Here is a 21,413-nt window from a genome sequence, read left to right on the forward strand (position 1 = left end):
AAATTACCTTTGTTGTTTTAACTTTTATTAATTTATAATATCAATCATTATGATGTTTATTTTGTGGATTAATTTCATGATTTGGACATATATATCCAACATCTTCCATATATATCATATTATCTCTATCACATTCTGAACCACAAATATCACATTCAATTTCTTCTCGTTCTTCTTCATTAAAAAAGTTTATCGTAAAAGGGAAAGAATCAATTAAATCTCCTCCATACAATTCTATAGAATCATAGTTATGAATACCTACTGGATATTCCCATACTGTAAATATAGCTTCTATATTATTTCCACAATCACATTCAAAATATTCCCTTGCTTCATATTGATTTTCAGAACCCATATTATGATCATCACTAGCAACACATTCAAAATCTAAATCCAAATCATTTTTATATACTGTATTTATGCTATTACACTGTGAACATTTATAACGTAAAAAACTTTGTCTCTTATTTCTTTGAGAAAGCATTAATAAAGCATTTTGAATACTTGTTTTTTCAATAGTTGATTGTAGATACTTATTAGCTTTATATAAAAAATCAGGTTGACTATAAATCCAAAATTTAACTTTTGAAGAATCATATAATTCTTTAATTAACTCTTCTCTTGGACTAATTATTTTCTTATTTTTATCTAAATAACACCAATCATCATCTTTAGAAATATCATTTGTTATAAAAATAATTGGTAATTTCTTTTCTTTACTGTATTCGATTATTTGCTTCCAAATTATCAAATCACCAAAAATCTGAATTCCTTTTTTTTCTTTTTTATAATAATCACCGTATCCTGGAGGGATTTTGAATTCATAACGATGTTTTCCTTCTGTTGTAATTTCCATAATTTGATTAAAAGTAAATTCAGGTCCTATTTTAAAATATTTTTCGATAGCATCAAAAATATCATCATTATCTTCTACACTTAAAACATCATTTTTTGCTGATTCGACCTGAATAAGAAATTCTTTTTCAAAATCTTTAGATTTTTGAATAAATTTATTTATTTCATCAACAAAAATAGAAATTTTTGTTTGTTCTACATGAGGATGCCTATCATCTTTTTTTGTTTTGTCTACAATAGAAGTAACATGCTTCAATATATCATTAACTTTAGTAGTTGTTCTCTTAACTTCATCTTCAAGCGGAATAAATTTTTCTGCAATAGGTTTTTTAATAATTTTTTCTCTATTTTTTAAATATTCAAATTGAACATGTGCAGGGATCCAAAATCTATCAGGTATTTTTTCAAAAACTTCATTATAAAGTTTTTTTCGTGTTTTTTGGGGTAAATAATATAAATCAAGAAGAGCTGATGAATCAAAAACAAATATTGCTTTTCCCCACAATTCTTCTTCCCTTTTTTCTGTCATTTTATAATTATCAATCATACTTAATCCTTTAAAAGAATTTTTATAATAATTCTTAAATTCTTAACGATAGTTCGTTCCATATTACTTCTTTCTTCCATGTATCACGTTTAGATATCAATGTTGATTATATTTGTTCACTTAATTTATTTAAATGTGACACTTTCATCCTTTATACTTAATAAATAGTATTTAGTATAGTACTTTTAGATTTAATTATAATAAAAGTCTTTATAGAACTTATTTTATTTTTAGTAAATAACGAGTATTAACCCATCCTTGAATAATTGTTTCATATTCTGAATCATATTTTTTAATTAAAGTCCAATTCTTTTGTTTATTTATTATTTCAACTAAATCACCATTTGTCAGATGAAAAATTACTTTTGATTTTAATTTAGGTTTATTTCTAACATTTAAGTAAGACTCTACAACAACAACTCTATAATTAGATATCTTGCTTTTTAATACTCGTTTAATCTCAGGTACTAAAATCTTATTGATTTGTGATTTGCTAAAAATAATATGATTTACTACTGGTTGAACAAAATAAGTAAATATTATAGATACCATTAATCCTAAAATTATATTTATAATTATACTATTAGTTTGTTTTTGTGCAGTTTTTAATAATTCTTCTAATTGTTGATTTAATTCTTTGAATCTAAGTTTATTATTAATTGTTTCAATTTTTAACTCTTCAAGAATCTCAATTAAACTAATATTCTCAGTATTAAATGTCTCTATTTCAGAATCTGATAGCTCTTCTATATCGGATTTAGTAACTTGAATAATATTTTCTGATATAAATTTCAATTTTGCTTCAAGTTGAAGTAATTCATTATTTCCAAAAAGTTTTGATGATGCTAAACCAATACTTGATAATGGCATTGTTGCGATACTAAGCTGTTCTGATATTGTACTAATCTTACTTAATGTTGAATTCTCAAAAAGTTTTGACGATGCTAAACCAATACTTGATAATGGCATTGTTGCGATACTAAGCTGTTCTGATATTGTACTAATCTTACTTAATGTTGAATTCTCAAAAAGTTTTGACGATGCTAAACCAATACTTGATAATGGCATTGTTGCGATACTAAGCTGTTCTGATATTGTACTAATCTTACTTAATGTTGAATTCTCAAAAAGTTTTGACGATGCTAAACCAATACTTGATAATGGCATTGTTGCGATACTAAGCTGTTCTGATATTGTACTAATCTTACTTAATGTTGAATTCTCAAAAAGCTTTGATGATGCTAAACCAATACTTGATAATGGCATTGTTGCGATATTAAGTTGTTTTGATATTGTATTAATTTGACTTAATGCAGAATTTCCAAAAAGCTTTGATGATGCTAAACCAATACTTGATAATGGCATTGTTGCGATATTAAGTTGTTTTGATATTGTATTAATCTTACTTATTGTTGAATTCTCAAATAATGATTTTTTTGCCATACATTCGTTGCCTTAATTTCTATTTCGTTATTTCTATAAAGTGTTTAAATTCTTTTAACTTCATATTTTTTGTTCTTATTGGTAAAAAATAAGTAATTATTAATATTAAAATTAAATTTATTAATATACAGTAAATTATTAAATCAAAATTCTTATATTTACTAAAATATATTAATTCAAAATATTTTGTAATAAATAAAGTAATGAATGTTACTAATGATGTTGTTAAAGTTGTTATTAAAATAATTATAGTAGGTTTATGTATAAAAGTCATATTATTTTGTTCAATTTCATAGTCTATTCGAGTTAATATCATTTTTTTATTTATTTTATATCTTTTTAATTCATTTCTAAATAATATATACCTACATCCCATCCAATATGATTTATCTTTTTCAATAAGTCTTATATCATGTGGAAATATTTTCTTAAATCTTTCTACTATTTTTTTAACTATTAAGTATATCAATAAACAGAATGTAATTCCACTGATCAAAAGAATAAAATTCGTATTCTCATTTCTAATTATTGAGGTGCTTATACTTACTATAACTTGTAAACTTATTAACTTAACTTTCGCACCTAAAACCAAGCAATTTTCCAGTCACATCTCTTAATAGATCAATGATAGCTGTAAAATCCTCATTTCTATTGACAACTTCTTCAATTTTTGCAATCTCATCTAAAATAGCTAAAAATGCTTGCATAGCTATTGCTAGAGTATGAAGTTCACATTCTAAATCTTTAAACAATCCACCAATTGTTTTAGGTTCATTGCTGATACGATTTATATAGCTAACAACATTGTATGTAAAAAAAGATAGTGTAATTCTGGCTATCAAAGCTTCATAGATTCGATTCTCTTCTTTTCCGAATCCAAAGTGTTCACGAAGTTCTTTATACCCTTGTTCTATATCCCATCGTCTTTTATAAATATCTATAATCTCTTCATCACTAAGTATAAGATTGGTTGATACGATTGGTATTAAATTCTCTTTTGTTTTTATAAAAACAATTTTTAATTTACCAGCTTTTTTATGTTCAACTATGGTTGAAAAATACTCAAACTTTATCTTTTTGCCATATTGACCCATCTTGATAGATTTAAGCTTTTTAAATTTGTTATAGATGCCATCAAGGGTCTTTTTCTCTCCTGTAAAATTCCATATCCTGTCATTGTTTACCATTCTTGAAATGACTTGCAATCCAAGTTCATTCATAGTTTCTATAAATACAGGTTTAGAATACCAGCTATCTACAAGCAGATAATCTGCATATATACCACTAGCTACTGCTCTTTTAATCATCTCTATAGCAATTTGTGATTTCCCTTTTAAGCTTTCCAATCTTCGCTTATGTGCATTGGTTCGATGATCAATAATATTTGTAAACTCTTCTATCTTTACCCTTGCATAACTGTTCATAGCAATTGCAAAGTCCAACATAAAATTTGAATAACCATCACTATAGTTTAGTGATACAACATTTACACCTCTGATTTTTCTCTTTGCTTTATTGCTCCAAAGGTTGTCACAACTTCCCTCTATATTTTTACCAACTTTATCTTCAACAGTATCATCAAGTATAAGAACTCTTACTAGCTTTGAATCTTGCACTTTATGAAGTAGTGATAAGATCTTTAAAGAACTAAGAGATAATAGTTTTCTCCAATTATAAGAAGTATTGGAAAGTAATCGATAATATACATCTTTTTTGAAACTATCATTACTTTGATCCATAAAGGTTGATATTTTTTTATTCATAACCAGCATATATACAAAATGTAATACAACCATATGAACAGCAACTCCCTCTTTTTTAGAAAAATTGCTCTTGGTTAAAATAGTTTTCATATTTAACAAACGTAATGTTTCATAGATTGGATTTTTTAACTTATCGTTTATAATACCGATGATCTTGGATTCTATCTGCATTCTTACCCTTTAATATAATAGATATTATAGCTAAAAGTGCCTATTTAAGGGCTTTATTGAGAGTTCAAAATAGAAAAATATCATAGAAAAACAACTAAATTATTTTTATGTCAACAAGGATAAGATTATTAACTAAAGGAGTAATGTTTTAGGGAGATTTAGCTACAATTTTAATCAATTTAACGTGCGAAAGTTAAGTTATTAATCCTAAAAACCATACTAATAAGTGTACTTTTTTAAAAACTGCAAATACATTTGATTTTTTGTAAATATCATAAACTTGATAGTAATCAATTTTTTTTTTGAACTTCACGATTTTTTTTCTCCAAAATTATAATTTTAGATAATACTATAAAAAATTACTCATAATTAAATATATTACATTATGCAAGATATTTTATACTTCTAAGAAAAACAAGCTATTATTTATAATAAATTTTAATGAAAGGAGGTAAATATAATGGGATTAAAGCCAGGTCCAAAACGTATTGCTGATTCTACAGGTAAACCAGATAGAAGACAAAGAGATAATAAAAATACTCCAGGTAATACACCAAGTTTAAAGCCATCAAAAAGTACAAAGAAAAAGTAAAATTTGTATTTATTAAAGAGGGTGTTTTCACTCTCTTTAATTTATAATTTATAATCCTCATTTTGTTTACTTTCAGACCTAATCAACTCTCTTAAATTATCTGCAGCTTCTTTTTTATCATCATTACTTGATGATTGTTTTTCATTTTCAATTGATACTTGCCTTTTCACTTCATTTATAAATTGTTCTGTACCTCTAATATGAAGATTATTTAAATCCCATCCTTTAGCTTTTGCAACTTCTAACATCAATTTAACATTTTCAACTAAATTTGCATTACTTTTATTTGATTTAATTCTTTGACCTTCATCTGTAATATGAATGTCTTTTTTCTTGTTAATAAACTCTATGTGTCCTTGTTCAATCTTTTTAATATAGTAATTTTCTAGATTTATATCTGGCACTATATTGTAAATTTTATAGAATATTTTTTCCTGATAAGTTTTCTTTTTTAGTGGTACATAAAAATTTATTTTTGCTTCATAACTATAAAAATTAATTTTATCTTCAATATTCTCTTTTTGACTATTTTGTTTATATGCATCCGTGAAATTTTGATATGATAAATTTAAATTTGAAAAATGTACTGTATAAGATTCATTATCTTTTTCAAATGTAAATCCTACTCTTGATCTTTTTCTATTAATTGTTTTTGCTTTAAATTTGATATTCTGGTATCCAATATCATTCATCAACTCTAAAAAGTTTTTATCATTTTTACATAATTTTAGGACTTCATTAACATCATTTGAAACATGATAATTTAGACTTAATTTATATTTATCTTTTTTATCAATCTTTTTTTCAATCTCAACTTTTGTATCATTTAAATCAAAATTTAACTTTTTAAATACATTTCCTCTTTTCTCAAGTTCTTTAATAATAGGATTATTAAATCCATAGTTATACTCAATGTATGCTCTAATAAACTTATTAGATCTATCTTTTATTAATGGTTTTACTAACTCTTCATTGCCAGTATTTATAATGTCTAAATATTTAATCTGTTCCTGGTTTAAATACAGTGGAAAATGTTCAGTTCTTAAATTTTTACCTTCATAGTGAAAATCAATATTTTGTCTAATAAGTCTTTGTTGGAAATCCGTCATACCTTTTATATAATATTGTATATTTTCAGTTTTTTTATATTGTTTTATAAAATCTTCAATATATTTATTAACTGTTCCATTTACAATTAAAGCTTTAAAATAATTATCATCAACTCTTTTTGTGAACCAAGTAAATTTAGTAGCTTTTTGTTTTAAAATTTTATCTTTTTCACTATCTACATTCTCATCAAAATTAAATACCAGGTTATGATTAGCTGCAACTTCAGTAATCATTCTTCTAAGGTTTAAATATCCAATTCCAAGTTTTGTACTCTTACCATATTTATTTTTTAATTTAGAGGGTATTAATAAATGAAAATGCGGTTCAACTTCATAATTCTTAGAATTTATAGAATCACTATCTGTATTATGATAAGCAGTTAATACTTGTGATAAATCTAAACTCATTTTTCTTTTAGGTCTAGTTTTACCTTGTGATTCTTCAAATTTATATTCATAACTAACTAAATTATCAAAAAAAGATTGCATAACTCTATCTATATCTTTTTGATTCTTGCAATTGTGATTAATTATTAGTTGGCTCTTATCTACTGAAAAAGTAAAATGTACATTTTTATCATCTGATAGATTAAATGTATTAGGCAAATTATTACTTACAATAGCTGCATGATCTAAAATATGACTCTCAAGATTCCAACTCATAAAATTCTCCAGAGTGTGCGAAGCACACTAAAATATGAAGTATTTTATCAATTTCAAGCCCTCAAGTCAAGTGAGGGCAATGGCTCATTTATATTTTATTTTAAAATCATTTATTTACAAACAATAAACAAATAATAATACAATAACTAAATATCTATTTAACAATAAATTAAATAATAATACGATAACATTAATTAAATGTACAACATATAACAAATAACAACCGTAAAAAGGATATTTAAATGAATTCTTTAAAACTAGCAGAAAAATTTAATAAAAAAGCACCTGCTAATCAAAAAAAATCTAAACTTGACCAACATAATGAAGCAATTAAATATTTATTAGATAACAATCATAGTTTATTATCAATTCAAAATTTTTTAGAGAATGAGTGTAAATGTAAAGTTGCTTATTCTACACTTAGAGATTATTGCAACAGAAGATTTAACAATAAAAGTGAGAGTGAAATCGCTGCTAAAAAATATGAAGAGATTAAATTACATTGTGCCAATTTAATAAAAAAATATTTTGACGAAGAAGAAAAAAACAAAACAAAATCAATTATTGAAGTAATAAATTTTTTTGTTAAAAAATCTGTTAACAAAAGTTTGCAAAATACTACAGTAATTAATAATCCTTCAACAAATATATCAAATGAAACTGATGATACGAATACAGTTTCAGATTTTGTAAAAATTATGAATCAAAACAAAAATAAAACTTTTGGATAAAAATATTGCATTTTGATAGATTTCTTAATTTCTGAAAAATATTAGTGTAAAATTGATTATGAATCAAAGCTTAAATACATACGATTTTTCACTAATTTTCACTAAGGATTAATATGTCTAAATTAAATAATAGATTAAAAAGAGTATTAGAATCTATTACGGATATAGATTTTATCTTAAAAGAAAAAATTGAAGATAAAATTTTAAAAGCTGCACTTAATATGAATATAATAATCATTTCTGAACAATTTACAAAATTAAAAGATGACAATGAATTTAATATATTAAAAAACTTTTCAAATGAAAATTTAAAAGCTATAGATAAAATAAAAGATTCTATTTTAAATGATTATGAAAACTCTAATATAAATGATTTTATTCAAAATATATTACCTGGTATTAAAAACTCAATAATTTATTTAAATAAATTTGGAATACAAATTATCATGAATGAAGAAAAAATTATAAATGATAATAAATATGATTTGCATTTAATATATAAAGAAATAGATAGACTTGCAGAGTTTGCAGGAATGAAAAAAATAGATAAACATAACTATATTTCTAAAAATGATTCTCCTAGTGAATTGGGCTGTTTTATCTTTAGTAACTTACAAGAATGTGAATGGTTTATGGATAATGTTAAAAAGATAACTTGGTTTGATCCTGAAGATGGTATTCAAGATGTTCTTGAACATATAAAAAGTAAGAGAGATAGAAAATGAAAAATATTTTGATAATTTAAGAGATTTTGAAAGAGAGTTATATCCTCTTTTATTAGATAGAGATACTAAAATTTGGAAAAAATTAGCAAATGATGAAACTCTTTCAAAACAAGCAAGAATTAGAAGTGCATATTTATATGTTTATTTATCAAAAACACCTCTAAAACTAAATTTTGATATTGAAGAGTTTAGAAATCAGTTTTCTTTTTATCATGGAAATAGATGTGCAGATGGGGATGGTTATGCAAGGTTATTTGGGTTAAAAAATGGTTTAGATAATATGAGATTTAATCAGTTTAAAAACACAGGTGGGTTTTAAATTCAAAATTTAAAAATTATAATAATAAAACAAAAAAAGGTTTATTTATGGATGAAAAATTAGAAGCAAATTATGAGATACAAGTTTTTAGAAAAAGTGATAGTAAATTTATAGATAGTTATTATCTTTATAGTGATGATAAATCAACTGCATTAAATGAAGGAATTAAACACTATGAAAATTTATATCCTATTAGTGATTATAATTTTGTAGTTGAATATTGGGGTGAATTTGAAAGTGATAGAGGGTTTGAGATGTCTTTGGATTCTGAATTACATAGTAATCTTGATACAGAGAAATTATCGAATTTACTAAATAATTTGTCTGAAAATTCATCAATTGCAAACGATTTAAAATTTGCGAATGAACAGATTATTGAAATTAAAAACTCTAATTTATCAGCTCAAGAAAAAGAGTTTCAAATTAAAGTTTTAAATGAGACTATTGAAAATCTTAGAGAAATTCAATAGCCTTTTAGATGATAAATTATTTTAGTAATTCTCTTTTTTTACGTTCATACTCTTCTTGAGTAATCGCACCTTTTTCTTTTAAATCAAAGTAATAATTCAAGTCTTTTTTTGTTTCATTATTATAATTTGGATTATAATATTTGTTAAAAATCTCTTGTGCTACATTTGAATAAATTGGTAACCCCTGTTTTCTTCTATATCTTCTAACTAAAAGTTCTAAAATTATAAGGGGTACTAAAAGTGAAGAATATATAATTATATTATCAGTTACAAAATCTCCAGTGATAATAAGTTCAAGTTTATTTGTATTAAAAAATCTTATAAAAGTTAATACCCCTCCAAAAAATAAGTAAGCGTAAATATATAAAAATATTCTTGCAACAATATTGGCTACATATACTCCATGTTTTTTTTCTACTTCTTGTAAAGTCATATTTATTCCTTATTTTATTTTTAAAATGAAGTAGTAGTTACATTCTACTACCCCATCCAGTCGATTCATTTTTCATAGACTCAATTGCATTGTCAAGTTCTTTGCTCCCTTGAACTTCAATAATCTCAAATAATGTACTATGTAATGAAACAATGATTTTATATATGATGATAATGCTGAATATGGCTACTGAAATTTCAATGAAACCATCAAAAAAATAGATTTTCATTTTGTCAATCCAACTATAGATAAAATTAGATTGTTGTAATGCATTATTTTCAAGCATACCCATAATGATCTTTTTACCAAATACATCACCAATTGTATGAATTAATGAACTTGCTGTAATTGCTAACCATACAGATAATACAAATATAGGAAGCTCTAACATAGTTGCAAATATTTTCATTGTAAATCGTGCTATTGCTTGTATGTTTTCTCTTGCGAACATTATAGGCATCATAAACAGACTTGCAAAGTGGAAGCTAAAAATTTTAATCATAATTATCACAAATCTTAATAGTCCAATAATTACTATCCCAACTATTGGAGTAATTTCTAAAACAGTTTGAGCAGCTTTATATGCAAATGCTAAAGCAATTGCACTTTTTGCTGCAACACCTGCAATAACTCCTGTTGCTGCTCCAATTGCGCCCGTAAACCATGAAGCAAATCCACCACCTGCAATAGTTCCTGATGTAGTTCCAATTGCTGCTGCAATTTTTACTGAATTATCTTCTACTATTTTGTAAATTGTTCCAGCACCTGGTAAAAACATATAAGGAATAGAACTCATAATCATATGAGTACCCCATGAATCTTCTTTTACTTGATCATTCAATTTATCTAATACTTCACTTCTTTTTGTTTTATATAATCCACCTATATACTCTGTTTGTAATTTTGTAACAGGTAACCCTAGAATTGCTAAATAACCCCAATCTCTATATAATTCATATTGAAATTTTATCAATCCTTGAAGCATTGGTATTTTATTAGCCCCACTGGTACTTTGTCCTATTAAAGCTTTTTTTGATTCATCATAATCTTTTAACTTAGTAACATTACTTTGATGTTCATAATAATTCTTTCCACAAGCACTTAATGCATATTCAGGATAGTAATTATCTAAAGGATTATTTGCACCTACTTTACCAATTACATTAGGATTATAAGAACCATTACCTTTTACTTCACCGTCTTGTACTGAATAATATAAAGTAGAAGTATTATTTTTAATTTTAGAATTTACATATGCCCATTTCTCATTTGTTGGAAAAGGTTGATTAGGATCAGTTGAATATTGATGTTTCCCATCGCTATCAAAAAGTCCATTGTAATTATATATATCATTTCTACATATATCCCATAAGTTATTAGTGAAGTCTGTTAAGTTTTTATATTGTGATATTCCTGCACTTGCTTGAATAATTTGATCTTTTGTTGCTACACCACTTTTTTCTACAATTGCATTAACTTCTGCATCAATAATTACCTTTGCTGCTGCATCTGCCCAATCAGTAAAAAGAGCATATCCAGATTTTTCCCAATCTTGATATTTTGTTTTCATAAGATTATATTCTGCAACAACATTTCCACTTGAATTTGTAATTTGTTCTTTAAATCCAGTTGGAAAGAAAAGTAATATTCCTAAAATAATACCTGTGATATATGGAGAAACTTTTTCATGATTTTGTTTATCTTCAGCTTTTGAAGTAAAATGAGAAAGAACTTTACTACCAACACCCCAAATTCCAAAAAATGCAACTAATAAAACTAAATAAGTCATTGAGACATCAGATAAACCAGAATAGACATCAAAAATAGTTTCTGTATCAGTTAAGATATAATCTCTATTATCTATAAATTGATTATTTGTTGAATAACTAGATACGAAATTATTCTTTAATTGTAATTTATTTGTTGCTCGAGTTGATTGTACATCTATAATATCAGTATCAGTCAAAATTGCTGCAGTTAATAACTCTGGTATAGTTAAATAATTCCCATTTTGGGAAGTAGTTGATTGATAAATTGAATTAATTGTATTTTTTAATGGTTGAAATTGAGTTTCAGCATTATTAATTAATGTTTGGTTTTGTTGCTCTGCTGTTTTTAAATCTAATGTAAAAGCTTTTTTAAGATTAGGATAAAATGTATCAAATGTACCAATTGGATTATATAAGTCACCTTTTTTTGAAACCATGCAAGTAACAGTTCCTGCTTGTGCATTTATAGAATAAATTGTTGCTGTCCAATTTGCACCAACAAATGAACAAGTTATATGATTTTTAATATTAGATTTATTAATAGGCTCTGGAATATTTCTTATAAGATTACTTTCATTAGTAATAATTCCTCTACTAACAAGAGAACTAGTTGATATGGGAGTAAGATTATCGTATTTATATTTATCCATATTCCCTTTTTTGTAATCTTCTTGTACTGTTGAAGTACTAATCTCTGTGAATGCAAAACTATTTATTGAAAATATAATAAATAGAAGAAAAAATATTTTATTCACTTTTTTCTCCTAGTGTTTCCTGTGTAGTTTCCTCAGGAAACTTTTTAGCTTTTCTATTTTTTCTAACAAAAAAATCTAAAATCGCAATAGATACAAGATAAATAGCTGTGAAGTATTTGATTGTTTTGTCATAATCTATTAAGAATTGAATATAAATCTCTTTACTTGGACTCTCACCATAAACACTAAAAAATGAACTGATTAGAATATCCTCAAATAATAGATATAAAAAACACCAAAGTCCTATATAAATAGTTACTCTCAGTAAAATATTTATATTTCTTAATCGCCATTTTTGGAGTTTATTTTTTTTGATAAATTCTTCTTTTTGTTTTTGCTCTATCAGGTATTTATTTATATCTAAATTGTAAATTGACTCATATGAGAAAATTCCAATTGTAAAAATAATAGTTAAAAATTTTACCCCTAAACCTAAAACAATAAGAAGATTCTGGATAAAAATAGGAATATCGTAAGCTCTAATATTAATTATTGCTTCAAATTTAAGTATTACAAAGCATAGAGTTAATACAAGAGATATATAAAATGAATATCTGAAAATTGTATTTAATCCTTTTAGACTTGTAAATAAGAATAAAGATTTATCGAATGTGGTTAACCATGCTAGGGCTAATTTTTGTGTTAGATTCATTTTTGAACTCCTTTTAATAACTCATATTTTTCTTTATTTTTTGAGATAAAACCTTGCCAATAATTAAGGCTCTCTATTTTTACTTGTAACTCAGCTGGATCATTTTCATTTCCAATCGAAACTTTTAATCCTGCAATTGCATCAACTCCATCTTCATAATCTTTTACAAATTTTATATCTGTTAATTTTTGATAATTTTGATCACTTATTTTGCTAAACATTGAAGTTGGATTAGATGTAATATGATTAAAAGTAAAAATAAAAGCAATAGCTAAAACGATAATTACTACTACACCTATATTTATTTTTAGTTTTTGCATATTAATATTTTTAATCATGCGAAGCTCCTATCTTTTGTATTTGCAAATATAGTAGAGGTAATCTCTCTACTATTATTAATTTTTTTTGAGTTGGATTCAAAGAGCTCTCTAAATATCTTTTTATGTTTGAGAAGGTATTTAATAGTTTTTTTTGTCTTTTTATATTTGGTTTTTTACACTCTTTTACTTTTTTGATGTTGATATTTAAAGTTTGAATCTCATTCACTATTACCATCTGTGCGTCTAAAAAACTTGGTTTAATTTGCATCACCATTTTCGACTCCTCTAGTTAAAAAAATATAAAAATAAAGATGCTAAAGCACCACCACTTATAAAACTCAAGAGTGTAAATAAGATTGTATTTTTACGCTCAATTTTTGTAATTTGATTTTGAAATTGAGTTAATTGAGACAAAGAGTTAGAAACAAGACGATTGCTACCATCAAGCATCCTTAAATCGATACCTTTAAGTTTTGAGTTAATTTCTTCATTTATTTTTTGGATTTGCGCATCCACATCCGATAAAAGTTTTGATTTTAACTCTTGTAAATCTTGCTCAAATTTATCACCTAAAATATCAGCTCTCACCTCTAATTTATTGGTAAAACTTTCTATTTTTTGAGTTTGAGACTCTAGTATTTGATTATTAGTTGACTCAAAATCTTTAAATTGATTAAAAATTTGATTTAAAATCTCAACATTATCTTTTATATTTTTTTGTGCATTTACAATCTCATTTTTTACAAGTTCTGCATTTTTAACTGTTTTATCCAAATTTGTTTGTGACAAATCAGCCGTAGTAATTACAAGTTGAAGGCTTTTAATTAATCCTCCATTTTTATTATCTAATTTGCTTAAAACTTTATAAACTTAAATTTCTCAAATCATAAATGACACTTTTCAAGTACACTATTATGCAATACTTCCTTTTATTTAAAAAAAGGAAAAAAACAATTATGTATGAACTTGTATTTATGGTATTTACAGTTAGTACCTTTTCTATACCTATATTAGTTTATCTAATTACAAAAGATTTAAATAAAATAGATAAAAGAAATAAATCCCAAGAGATTTTATTTGAACTAAATCTGATTGATTCTCTAAATAAAAAGCGTTAAAAACTTAATTTTTTGTTACTTTTGAAGTACCCTTTTATGTGATAATTTGAATATATAGTATTTTTATATTTTTCAAATAAGGAGGATACTATGAAGACTTATATATTTATCTTATTTGCACTACTTCTTGCAATACCAACTTATGGTTTATCTATAGTGATTTATTTTTTATTAAAATTTCTAAATGACAAATATCTAGCTCAAAACTATATATTCAAAAATGTCATGAGTTCATATAATACAGGAGAGAGAATCACAATATCAAATGTAAGTGATAGTTCATTGTATATGCTTTTTGATTCTTTTGATGGCAAAGTTACAGCTGATTTAAACAATTATATAAGAGGTTATATAGTTCATCCCATCAATAATATCACTTTATCAATCATTTTACATAAACTAAAAAATGACAAAGTTGATATAAAAGTGAGTGATTCAAACTACATATTAAAAGAATTTTAATTTCTTTAAATATTACAATATTTACCTAATATATATTTACCTATTTACAATAATTTGATAATATAATGATTATTGCAAATAGGTTTTAAAATGGATATAAATAAAAACTTAACAAGTATTGTAGAAAAAGGTGAGTTAACACTATTTAGAACAATATGGAACTTAAGTAAAGACAACATGTTTATTGTTAGAAAAGAAGATAATAGGTTTATTTCAGAAAAAATGAACCAAGCACTAAGAGATGTTTTTAACTTATCAGAAAAACAAAGTAGTGAAATATTTCTTGATGAATTTTTAGATGAGAACATGTATAAAAAAATATCTGAAAAATACAATCAATGTATTGAAAAAAATGAAATCTTTACGTATGAAGAATCTCATATATTAAATGATTCTAAACCTAGATATTGGAATACAACAATTATTCCTATTATAGATAATCAAGAAAATATTACAAGAATATTTGGAATATCAAAAGAAATTACTCAATTAAAAAGAATCAATGAAACTCTAGAACTAGAAGTTAAAAAAAGAACAAAAGAGTTAGAAGTTGCAGTAGCTGAATTAAAACAAGTATCAATTACTGATAAATTAACAGGTGTTTATAATAGACATCATTTAGACTGCGTTCTAGAAGATACTGCAAAAATCATAAACAGATATGAAAACAATTATGGTGTAATAATTTTAGATTTAGATAAGTTCAAAGAAATCAACGACACTTTTGGTCATCATGCTGGAGATATAGTATTACAAGAGTTTTCTAAACTACTTAAAGATTCTGTTAGAGAATCAGATATTGTTGGTCGTTGGGGAGGTGATGAATTTTTACTATTAATTCCTTTTATTGACAAAGATTCTATAGAAATTCTTGCTAATCATATAAAAGAAACTATTAATAAATATAAATTCTCATTTGTTGATAAACTAACTGCTAGTTTAGGGGCAACTTTGATAAAAAAAGATGATACAGAAGAGTCTTTAATTTCAAGAGCTGACCATGCACTTTATAAAGCGAAAGAAGAAGGAAAAAATAAAGTAGAAATTCTACTTTAATTTTTTAGTTACAAGTTCATTTACAACTTTTGGGTTTGCTTTTCCACCAGTTGATTTAAGTACTTGTCCTACAAAAAAGCCAAATAGTTTTTGATTTCCAGCTTTGTATTTTTCTACATTGTCTGGATTTTTTGCAATTACTTCATCAATAATTGGTAAAATAATACTTGGGTCACTAATTTGAACTAAGCCTTTGTCTTCTACTATTTTTTCAGGGCTAATTCCAGATTCAACCATTTCTTCAAATACTTGTTTTGCAATCTTATTTGAAATAGTCTCTTCGTCAATCATTTTTACTAACTGTGCAATCTCTTTTGAACCAAATTTAAGTTCACTTAACTCTTTTTCTTTTAACTCTTTTGCAACATCATTTGCAATTATATTTGCAATAGATACTGGGCTATTTAGTTGCTCTAAAGTCTCTTGGAAGAACTTAGATAAAACCTCATCTCTAGCTAAAATATTTGAAACTTCATTATTTAGTTTTAGTTCAGTTGAATATTTCTCAAAAAGCTCTTTTTGCTCATCAGTCATCTCTGCAGCACTTCCATGAACAATCTCTTTTTTAGGTTCTTGTTTTTTTACTACTTTTTCTTTTGGTTTATCTTCACTTTGCGATTTTTTAGCCCACGAATCTTTTAATCCAACGATTTTATTAAATACTGGATTTTCATCACTATAATCAACTGAATCAGCATAAAAATATCCTTGTCTTTCAAACTGGAATCTCTCATCAACTTTATCTGTAATAACTGCTGGCTCAACTAGTGCATCTTTTATGATTGTTAATGAATTAGAATTTAAATCTTCTAATCCTTCAGGTGCTTCATTTTTATATAATCTATCATAAAGCCTTACTTCAATTTTCTTAGCAGATTTTACATCTACCCATTGAATAGCACTTTTTACTTTTATACCACTTGTATCACTTCCACTTTTAGAGTTTGGATTATATTCGGCAATAATCTCTACAACATTTCCATTGCTATCTTTGATAACTTCTTTGCAAGTGATAATATATGCATGTCTTAATCTAACAGCTTGGTTTGGTGTTAATCTATTATATCCCTTAACTGGATTATCACTAAAGTCTTCTCTTTCAATATAAACTACATTTGAAAATGGAATTTTTCTACTACCCTCTTTTGGAACATCGTGAGGATAGTATGAAGCTTCTATTTGCTCACTTCCTTCATAGTTTTCAATTGTAACTTTGATTGGGTCAAGTACAGCCATAACTCTTGGAGCTTTTGTGTTTAAATCATCTCTTATACAAAATTCCAGTTGTGATACATCAACCATTGAGTTTGCTTTTGCAATACCGATTTGATCACAGAAGTTTATTATAGATTCTCTTGTATAACCTCTTCTTTTAAGTCCTGCAATTGTTGGCATTCTAGGGTCATCCCAACCACTAACATAGTTTCCATTTACAAGTTCAAGAAGTTTTCTTTTACTCATAACTGTATAGTTAATTCCAAGTCTTGCAAACTCATGTTGGTATGGTCTTGGAGGAGTAAGATTAAGTTCATCTAAAACCCAATCATAAATATCTCTATTGTTTTCAAATTCAAGTGTACAAATAGAGTGAGTTACTCCTTCAATATAATCACTTAAACAATGAGCAAAATCATACATAGGATAAATACACCATTTATCTTGCGTTCTAAAGTGATGTGCATGTCTAATTCTGTATAAAAGTGGGTCTCTTAGCTTCATATTAGCTGCACTCATATCAATCTTTGCTCTTAATACATGTTCTCCATCTTTGAACTCACCGTTTTTCATTTTTTCAAACAGTTCTAAATTTTCTTCGATACTTCTTGAGGCAAATTCACTTCTCTTCCCAGCTTCTGTAACAGTTCCTCTGTACTCTCTCATTTGCTCTTCATCAATACTATCAACATATGCTTTACCCATCTTGATAAGTTGTACTGCATATTCATAAATTTCTTGAAAATAATTTGATGTGTATCTAACTTCATCTTTCCATTCAAATCCAAGCCATTGAACTGCATCTTTAAGTGCTTCAACATATTTTGTATCTTCAGTTGTTGGGTTTGTGTCATCCATTCTAAGATTACAAAAACCGTTGAAATCACTTGCAATACCAAAATTTATACATATAGATTTTGCATGCCCAATATGTGGAAATCCATTTGGTTCAGGAGGAAATCTTGTAACTACATTGCTATATTTACCTTTTTTTAAATCCTCTTGTACTATTACACGTAAAAAATCTTTGTGCTCACTCATATTTATTAAACCTTTTATTTGAGAAACTATTGTAAAGAAGATATTTTATCAAATTAGTGCTTATATTGTTTGTTTAAAAATAATGATACTTTTGAAATACTATTTTTTGAGATAATTAGAGTAAGACTATTATAAGGGGGGTGTAATATGAAATATTTTTATATATTTATAACAATAATATGCATCATACCAACATTTGGTATTTCTATTTTACTCTATTTAATTATTGATGATTTAATAAAATTTAATAATAAAGATAAAGCTCAAAAACTTTTAGATGAGTCAAACTTTATCAAAGATTTATACAAAAAATAGACTTCTATTTTTTATACTTTAAAGAGTAACTTAAACTAGGTATTCCCACCTTTGATAAGTTCTTGCAATTCTTTCTATATCATTAATCTTCACAGCTTTAATAATTTTAAATCTACCACTAGTTAAAAATGCCTTTATTCTCATTTTATATCTCCTGTGATTTTGTAGCGATTATTATACATAATGGAATATTATTTAGACCTTAATAAATATGCTTTTATCTATTCTTTATATTTATTTAGTATACTTAAGCATACTTTTATCTTGAGGAGAACAATGGATAAAGAAACATTTAAATCAAAACTTAAAGAGGCTGGATTTAATAAAAGAACCTTCTCAGAGTACTTAGGAGTTAAGTATCAAAGTGTAAACTCTTGGGGAAACAATGGAAGAGGAATACCTTATTGGGTAGAATCTTGGCTACATTTGTATATTGAAAATAAAAAATGTAAACAAATAAAAAATGTATTAAAAGATAGCGGAGTTTGTAATTATGGCTAAGTGGGAACCCAAAACACCATTTCTTGCAGCGGATGGAATAATAAAGCTTTTTGATGAAAATAAAAACTTCCAAGGAATTGTATTTATTGAAAGACTAAATGAACCTTTTGGTATTGCACTTCCTGGTGGATTTGTAGATAGAGGTGAAAAAGTTGAAGATGCATTGGTGCGAGAAATGAAAGAAGAAGTTACTTTAGATGTAACAATCAAGAAGCTACTTGGTGTTTACTCAGATCCAAGTAGAGATAAAAGATTACATTGTGCATCTTGTGTCTATATTTGTAATGCTATTGGTGTACCAAAAGCAGCAGATGATGCAAAAAAAGTATTTATTTATAAAAAAGATGAAATACCACTTGATAAACTTGTATTTGACCATAGAAAAATAGTAGAGGATTTTTTAAAACAAGAGCAAATATAAAAGAGGTATTTAAGTGTAAAATCCCTAAAATATGGAATTTTTAAAAGAAGGAAACAAAGTGGATCCACAAACTGAGAAGATCATTGTTCTTATTATCGTCTTAACAGCAGCTGTTATAACATGGAAAATGGTTAAAGATTTTTATATCACAAAATTACATAAAATATTTGCACACTTGATTGCAGTTATTACTTCATCATTTATGTTGTTATCTTCTATGTTTTTATTTATGCCCAAAGATTATCAAAGAGGTACTGGCCCCGAAGTTGAATTAAGTTTTATGGGTATAGTAACTGTTATAGTTATGCTAGCAGTTTTATATGTATTTTTTAAATACGTACCTCAAAATAGCGATAAAAAGTCATAACAAAATAAAAATATGAGGATTTAAATATGCAAGCTTTTTTAGAAGAAGCTAAAAGAACTAGCCGAACTATTGCAAACCTAAGTACTGCTGTTAAAAACAAAGTACTAAATGATATGGCAGATGCTTTAATGGATCATTGTGATTTCATAATTTCAAAAAACAATCAAGATATGTTTGAAGCAAAGAAAAACAATCTTGATGAAGCACTACTTGATAGATTATTATTAACAGGTGAAAGGGTAAAAGCTATGAGTGATGCTATTAGACAAATAGCATCACAGCAAGAACCAGTTGGAAGAGTTCTTGATGGTTGGGTTACACAAGATGGATTAAATATCCAAAAAGTATCTATTCCAATTGGTGTAATTGGAATCATCTATGAAAGTAGACCAAATGTTACTAGTGACACAGCAGCTCTGTGTTTTAAAAGTGGAAATGTATGTGTTTTAAAAGGTGGTAAAGAAGCTGAACACTCAAATAAAGCAATAGCTATTGTTTTAAAAGAGGTTTTAACTAAAAACAAACTACCAGAACAAGCAATATCACTATTACCAGATTCTAGTAGAGAAGGTGTAGCAAAACTTATCAAGCAAGATAAATATGTTGATTTAATAGTACCTAGAGGTGGAGAAGCATTAATTCAATATGTTAGTGCAAACGCAACTGTTCCTGTTGTAAAACATGATAAAGGACTTTGTCACATTTATGTGGATAAAGATGCCGCGCCAAAAAAAGTAATTGATATTTTAATAAATGCAAAGTGTCAAAGGCCAGGTGTTTGTAATGCAATGGAAACACTACTTATTCACAGAGATATTGCTCAATATTTACTTCCAGGAATTGTGGAAGCATTTGAAGAGCAAGGAACTTATTTAAAAGGTTGTCCAGAAACTTTAAAAATAGTTCATATTCATCCAGCAAAACCTGAAGATTTTGATATTGAATATTTAGCAAATATCTTAAATATTAAAGTTGTTGAAACAATTGATGAAGCTATTACTCATATTGAAAGACATGGTTCAGGACACTCTGAATCAATTTTAAGTGAAAATTATACAACTGTAAATAAGTTTTTAAATCAAGTTGATGCAGCTTGTGTTTATGCAAATGCAAGTACAAGATTTACTGATGGTGGAGCGTTTGGACTTGGAGCTGAAGTTGGTATTTCAACAAATAAACTTCACTCAAGAGGACCTATGGGAATTAATGACCTAACAACATTTAAATACAAAATTTATGGTCAGGGTCAAACTAGATAAGGAATAAAAATGTCTAAAAAAATTTATTGTATCGCTTCATTTAAAGCAAAAGATGGGAAAGAACAAGAGTTATTAGAAGTCTTAAAAGCACTTGAACCTAATACAACTAGAGAAGATGGATGTATACAATATACAGTTACAAAAAAAATAGATAATCCATATGCAACGGGAACTTCTATGCCAATTGTATTTAATGAAATCTGGGCTTCAAAAGAGGATTTTGAAAATCACTGTAATAAACCGTATATTACTAACTTTTTTCAAACACAATGTGTTGATGAAGATGGATTAGTTGAAAATTTCAACGTTTGTGTTTACACAGATGAAGTATAAAAGAGAAG

The 21,413-nt window shown here is 26.1% G+C and carries 23 protein-coding genes; 12 read left to right on the plus strand and 11 right to left on the minus strand.

The window, feature by feature from the left end; all coding sequences use genetic code 11:
* Positions 1 to 40: 40 nt before the first annotated feature.
* The 3 genes from APAC_RS09930 to APAC_RS09940 all read right to left on the minus strand — a co-directional run bounded on the left by APAC_RS09930 (position 41) and on the right by APAC_RS09940 (position 4,779).
* Entirely contained in the window at positions 41 to 1,402 is a 1,362-nt protein-coding gene (locus APAC_RS09930; protein ID WP_130233948.1) for a PIN-like domain-containing protein, read from the minus strand.
* 219 nt (positions 1,403 to 1,621) lie between these two features.
* Entirely contained in the window at positions 1,622 to 2,845 is a 1,224-nt protein-coding gene (locus tag APAC_RS09935) for an SH3 domain-containing protein (protein ID WP_130233949.1), read from the minus strand.
* 569 nt (positions 2,846 to 3,414) lie between these two features.
* A complete protein-coding gene (locus tag APAC_RS09940; RefSeq protein WP_130232179.1) occupies positions 3,415 to 4,779 on the minus strand; it encodes an IS4 family transposase in 1,365 nt (454 codons plus the stop codon).
* 460 nt (positions 4,780 to 5,239) lie between these two features.
* Between APAC_RS09940 and APAC_RS13460 the strand changes: the two genes are divergently transcribed.
* Entirely contained in the window at positions 5,240 to 5,371 is a 132-nt protein-coding gene (locus APAC_RS13460; protein WP_266095891.1) for a hypothetical protein, read from the plus strand.
* A 41-nt stretch (positions 5,372 to 5,412) separates the two neighbouring features.
* Here APAC_RS13460 and APAC_RS09945 read toward each other — a convergent pair whose 3' ends face one another.
* Entirely contained in the window at positions 5,413 to 7,143 is a 1,731-nt protein-coding gene (locus APAC_RS09945) for an LPD7 domain-containing protein (protein ID WP_130233950.1), read from the minus strand.
* 242 nt (positions 7,144 to 7,385) lie between these two features.
* Here APAC_RS09945 and APAC_RS09950 point away from each other — a divergent pair, with 242 nt between their 5' ends.
* The 3 genes from APAC_RS09950 to APAC_RS09960 all read left to right on the plus strand — a co-directional run bounded on the left by APAC_RS09950 (position 7,386) and on the right by APAC_RS09960 (position 9,388).
* Positions 7,386 to 7,874 (plus strand): hypothetical protein, encoded by a 489-nt coding sequence (locus tag APAC_RS09950; protein WP_130233951.1) that lies wholly within the window; start codon positions 7,386 to 7,388, stop codon positions 7,872 to 7,874.
* A 113-nt stretch (positions 7,875 to 7,987) separates the two neighbouring features.
* Positions 7,988 to 8,599: a hypothetical protein gene (locus APAC_RS13385; RefSeq protein WP_228255911.1), complete on the plus strand. Its 612-nt coding sequence runs from the start codon at positions 7,988 to 7,990 to the stop codon at positions 8,597 to 8,599.
* Positions 8,600 to 8,965: 366 nt separating this feature from the next.
* The gene (locus APAC_RS09960; protein ID WP_130233952.1) at positions 8,966 to 9,388 is read left to right on the plus strand and encodes a hypothetical protein; all 423 of its coding nucleotides are present in this window, start codon (positions 8,966 to 8,968) and stop codon (positions 9,386 to 9,388) included.
* A 16-nt stretch (positions 9,389 to 9,404) separates the two neighbouring features.
* Here the strand turns inward: APAC_RS09960 and APAC_RS09965 are convergent, their stop codons facing one another.
* Genes APAC_RS09965 through APAC_RS09990 form a run of 6 tightly spaced genes read right to left on the minus strand, consistent with a single transcriptional unit; the run spans position 9,405 to position 14,106 of the window.
* Entirely contained in the window at positions 9,405 to 9,821 is a 417-nt protein-coding gene (locus APAC_RS09965; RefSeq protein WP_130233953.1) for an SHOCT domain-containing protein, read from the minus strand.
* Between the two features lie 37 nt (positions 9,822 to 9,858).
* Complete coding sequence (locus APAC_RS09970) at positions 9,859 to 12,345, minus strand: glycine zipper family protein (protein ID WP_130233954.1); 2,487 nt, start codon at positions 12,343 to 12,345, stop codon at positions 9,859 to 9,861.
* The gene (locus APAC_RS09975) at positions 12,338 to 12,997 is read right to left on the minus strand and encodes a hypothetical protein (protein WP_130233955.1); all 660 of its coding nucleotides are present in this window, start codon (positions 12,995 to 12,997) and stop codon (positions 12,338 to 12,340) included. The genes APAC_RS09970 and APAC_RS09975 overlap by 8 nt, the downstream gene beginning before the upstream one ends.
* Complete coding sequence (locus APAC_RS09980; RefSeq protein WP_130233956.1) at positions 12,994 to 13,335, minus strand: hypothetical protein; 342 nt, start codon at positions 13,333 to 13,335, stop codon at positions 12,994 to 12,996. The genes APAC_RS09975 and APAC_RS09980 overlap by 4 nt, the downstream gene beginning before the upstream one ends.
* Positions 13,328 to 13,591, minus strand: coding sequence for a hypothetical protein (locus APAC_RS09985; RefSeq protein ID WP_130233957.1), 264 nt, complete (start codon positions 13,589 to 13,591; stop codon positions 13,328 to 13,330). Before APAC_RS09985 ends, APAC_RS09980 begins: the two co-directional genes overlap by 8 nt.
* An 11-nt stretch (positions 13,592 to 13,602) precedes the next feature.
* Positions 13,603 to 14,106: a hypothetical protein gene (locus tag APAC_RS09990; RefSeq protein WP_130233958.1), complete on the minus strand. Its 504-nt coding sequence runs from the start codon at positions 14,104 to 14,106 to the stop codon at positions 13,603 to 13,605.
* A gap of 419 nt (positions 14,107 to 14,525) precedes the next feature.
* On the opposite strand from APAC_RS09990, the gene APAC_RS09995 reads away from it, so the two are divergent.
* On the plus strand, positions 14,526 to 14,897 hold the full coding sequence (locus APAC_RS09995; protein ID WP_130233959.1) for a hypothetical protein: 372 nt from the start codon (positions 14,526 to 14,528) through the stop codon (positions 14,895 to 14,897).
* 90 nt (positions 14,898 to 14,987) lie between these two features.
* Entirely contained in the window at positions 14,988 to 15,953 is a 966-nt protein-coding gene (locus APAC_RS10000; protein WP_130233960.1) for a sensor domain-containing diguanylate cyclase, read from the plus strand.
* On the opposite strand, the gene APAC_RS10005 is transcribed toward APAC_RS10000, so the two are convergent.
* Positions 15,945 to 18,209: a glutamine--tRNA ligase/YqeY domain fusion protein gene (locus tag APAC_RS10005; protein ID WP_130233961.1), complete on the minus strand. Its 2,265-nt coding sequence runs from the start codon at positions 18,207 to 18,209 to the stop codon at positions 15,945 to 15,947. The genes APAC_RS10000 and APAC_RS10005 overlap by 9 nt on opposite strands.
* 147 nt (positions 18,210 to 18,356) lie before the next feature.
* On the opposite strand from APAC_RS10005, the gene APAC_RS13285 reads away from it, so the two are divergent.
* The 6 genes from APAC_RS13285 (at position 18,357) to APAC_RS10030 (ending at position 21,405) form a co-directional block, all read left to right on the plus strand.
* Entirely contained in the window at positions 18,357 to 18,524 is a 168-nt protein-coding gene (locus tag APAC_RS13285) for a hypothetical protein (RefSeq protein ID WP_170170154.1), read from the plus strand.
* 276 nt (positions 18,525 to 18,800) lie between these two features.
* Positions 18,801 to 19,025, plus strand: coding sequence for an XRE family transcriptional regulator (locus APAC_RS10010; RefSeq protein ID WP_130233962.1), 225 nt, complete (start codon positions 18,801 to 18,803; stop codon positions 19,023 to 19,025).
* The gene (locus tag APAC_RS10015) at positions 19,018 to 19,446 is read left to right on the plus strand and encodes an NUDIX domain-containing protein (protein ID WP_130233963.1); all 429 of its coding nucleotides are present in this window, start codon (positions 19,018 to 19,020) and stop codon (positions 19,444 to 19,446) included. The genes APAC_RS10010 and APAC_RS10015 overlap by 8 nt, the downstream gene beginning before the upstream one ends.
* 58 nt (positions 19,447 to 19,504) lie before the next feature.
* Entirely contained in the window at positions 19,505 to 19,813 is a 309-nt protein-coding gene (locus APAC_RS10020; RefSeq protein ID WP_130233964.1) for a hypothetical protein, read from the plus strand.
* 26 nt (positions 19,814 to 19,839) lie between these two features.
* Positions 19,840 to 21,072 carry a glutamate-5-semialdehyde dehydrogenase gene (locus APAC_RS10025; RefSeq protein WP_130233965.1) on the plus strand — a complete coding sequence of 411 codons (1,233 nt, stop codon included), beginning with the start codon at positions 19,840 to 19,842 and terminating at the stop codon, positions 21,070 to 21,072.
* Between the two features lie 9 nt (positions 21,073 to 21,081).
* Positions 21,082 to 21,405 (plus strand): putative quinol monooxygenase, encoded by a 324-nt coding sequence (locus APAC_RS10030; protein ID WP_130233966.1) that lies wholly within the window; start codon positions 21,082 to 21,084, stop codon positions 21,403 to 21,405.
* Positions 21,406 to 21,413: the final 8 nt, after the last annotated feature.

The organism is Malaciobacter pacificus (genome assembly GCF_004214795.1).
Classification (GTDB): Bacteria; Campylobacterota; Campylobacteria; order Campylobacterales; family Arcobacteraceae; genus Malaciobacter_A; species Malaciobacter_A pacificus.

What these genes read in the sequence shown, in the direction of transcription:
- APAC_RS09965 (WP_130233953.1), bottom strand. Translation starts at nt 9,821, where the DNA reads ATGACTTTACAAGAAGTAGAAAAAAAACATGGAGTATATGTAGCCAAT.
- APAC_RS10015 (WP_130233963.1), top strand. Translation starts at nt 19,018, where the DNA reads ATGGCTAAGTGGGAACCCAAAACACCATTTCTTGCAGCGGATGGAATA.
- APAC_RS09985 (WP_130233957.1), bottom strand. Translation starts at nt 13,591, where the DNA reads ATGGTGATGCAAATTAAACCAAGTTTTTTAGACGCACAGATGGTAATA.
- APAC_RS10010 (WP_130233962.1), top strand. Translation starts at nt 18,801, where the DNA reads ATGGATAAAGAAACATTTAAATCAAAACTTAAAGAGGCTGGATTTAAT.
- APAC_RS09930 (WP_130233948.1), bottom strand. Translation starts at nt 1,402, where the DNA reads ATGATTGATAATTATAAAATGACAGAAAAAAGGGAAGAAGAATTGTGG.
- APAC_RS09950 (WP_130233951.1), top strand. Translation starts at nt 7,386, where the DNA reads ATGAATTCTTTAAAACTAGCAGAAAAATTTAATAAAAAAGCACCTGCT.
- APAC_RS13385 (WP_228255911.1), top strand. Translation starts at nt 7,988, where the DNA reads ATGTCTAAATTAAATAATAGATTAAAAAGAGTATTAGAATCTATTACG.
- APAC_RS10030 (WP_130233966.1), top strand. Translation starts at nt 21,082, where the DNA reads ATGTCTAAAAAAATTTATTGTATCGCTTCATTTAAAGCAAAAGATGGG.
- APAC_RS09975 (WP_130233955.1), bottom strand. Translation starts at nt 12,997, where the DNA reads ATGAATCTAACACAAAAATTAGCCCTAGCATGGTTAACCACATTCGAT.
- APAC_RS13285 (WP_170170154.1), top strand. Translation starts at nt 18,357, where the DNA reads ATGAAATATTTTTATATATTTATAACAATAATATGCATCATACCAACA.
- APAC_RS09960 (WP_130233952.1), top strand. Translation starts at nt 8,966, where the DNA reads ATGGATGAAAAATTAGAAGCAAATTATGAGATACAAGTTTTTAGAAAA.
- APAC_RS13460 (WP_266095891.1), top strand. Translation starts at nt 5,240, where the DNA reads ATGGGATTAAAGCCAGGTCCAAAACGTATTGCTGATTCTACAGGTAAA.
- APAC_RS10005 (WP_130233961.1), bottom strand. Translation starts at nt 18,209, where the DNA reads ATGAGTGAGCACAAAGATTTTTTACGTGTAATAGTACAAGAGGATTTA.
- APAC_RS09935 (WP_130233949.1), bottom strand. Translation starts at nt 2,845, where the DNA reads ATGGCAAAAAAATCATTATTTGAGAATTCAACAATAAGTAAGATTAAT.
- APAC_RS10025 (WP_130233965.1), top strand. Translation starts at nt 19,840, where the DNA reads ATGCAAGCTTTTTTAGAAGAAGCTAAAAGAACTAGCCGAACTATTGCA.
- APAC_RS09945 (WP_130233950.1), bottom strand. Translation starts at nt 7,143, where the DNA reads ATGAGTTGGAATCTTGAGAGTCATATTTTAGATCATGCAGCTATTGTA.
- APAC_RS09995 (WP_130233959.1), top strand. Translation starts at nt 14,526, where the DNA reads ATGAAGACTTATATATTTATCTTATTTGCACTACTTCTTGCAATACCA.
- APAC_RS09980 (WP_130233956.1), bottom strand. Translation starts at nt 13,335, where the DNA reads ATGATTAAAAATATTAATATGCAAAAACTAAAAATAAATATAGGTGTA.
- APAC_RS10000 (WP_130233960.1), top strand. Translation starts at nt 14,988, where the DNA reads ATGGATATAAATAAAAACTTAACAAGTATTGTAGAAAAAGGTGAGTTA.
- APAC_RS09940 (WP_130232179.1), bottom strand. Translation starts at nt 4,779, where the DNA reads ATGCAGATAGAATCCAAGATCATCGGTATTATAAACGATAAGTTAAAA.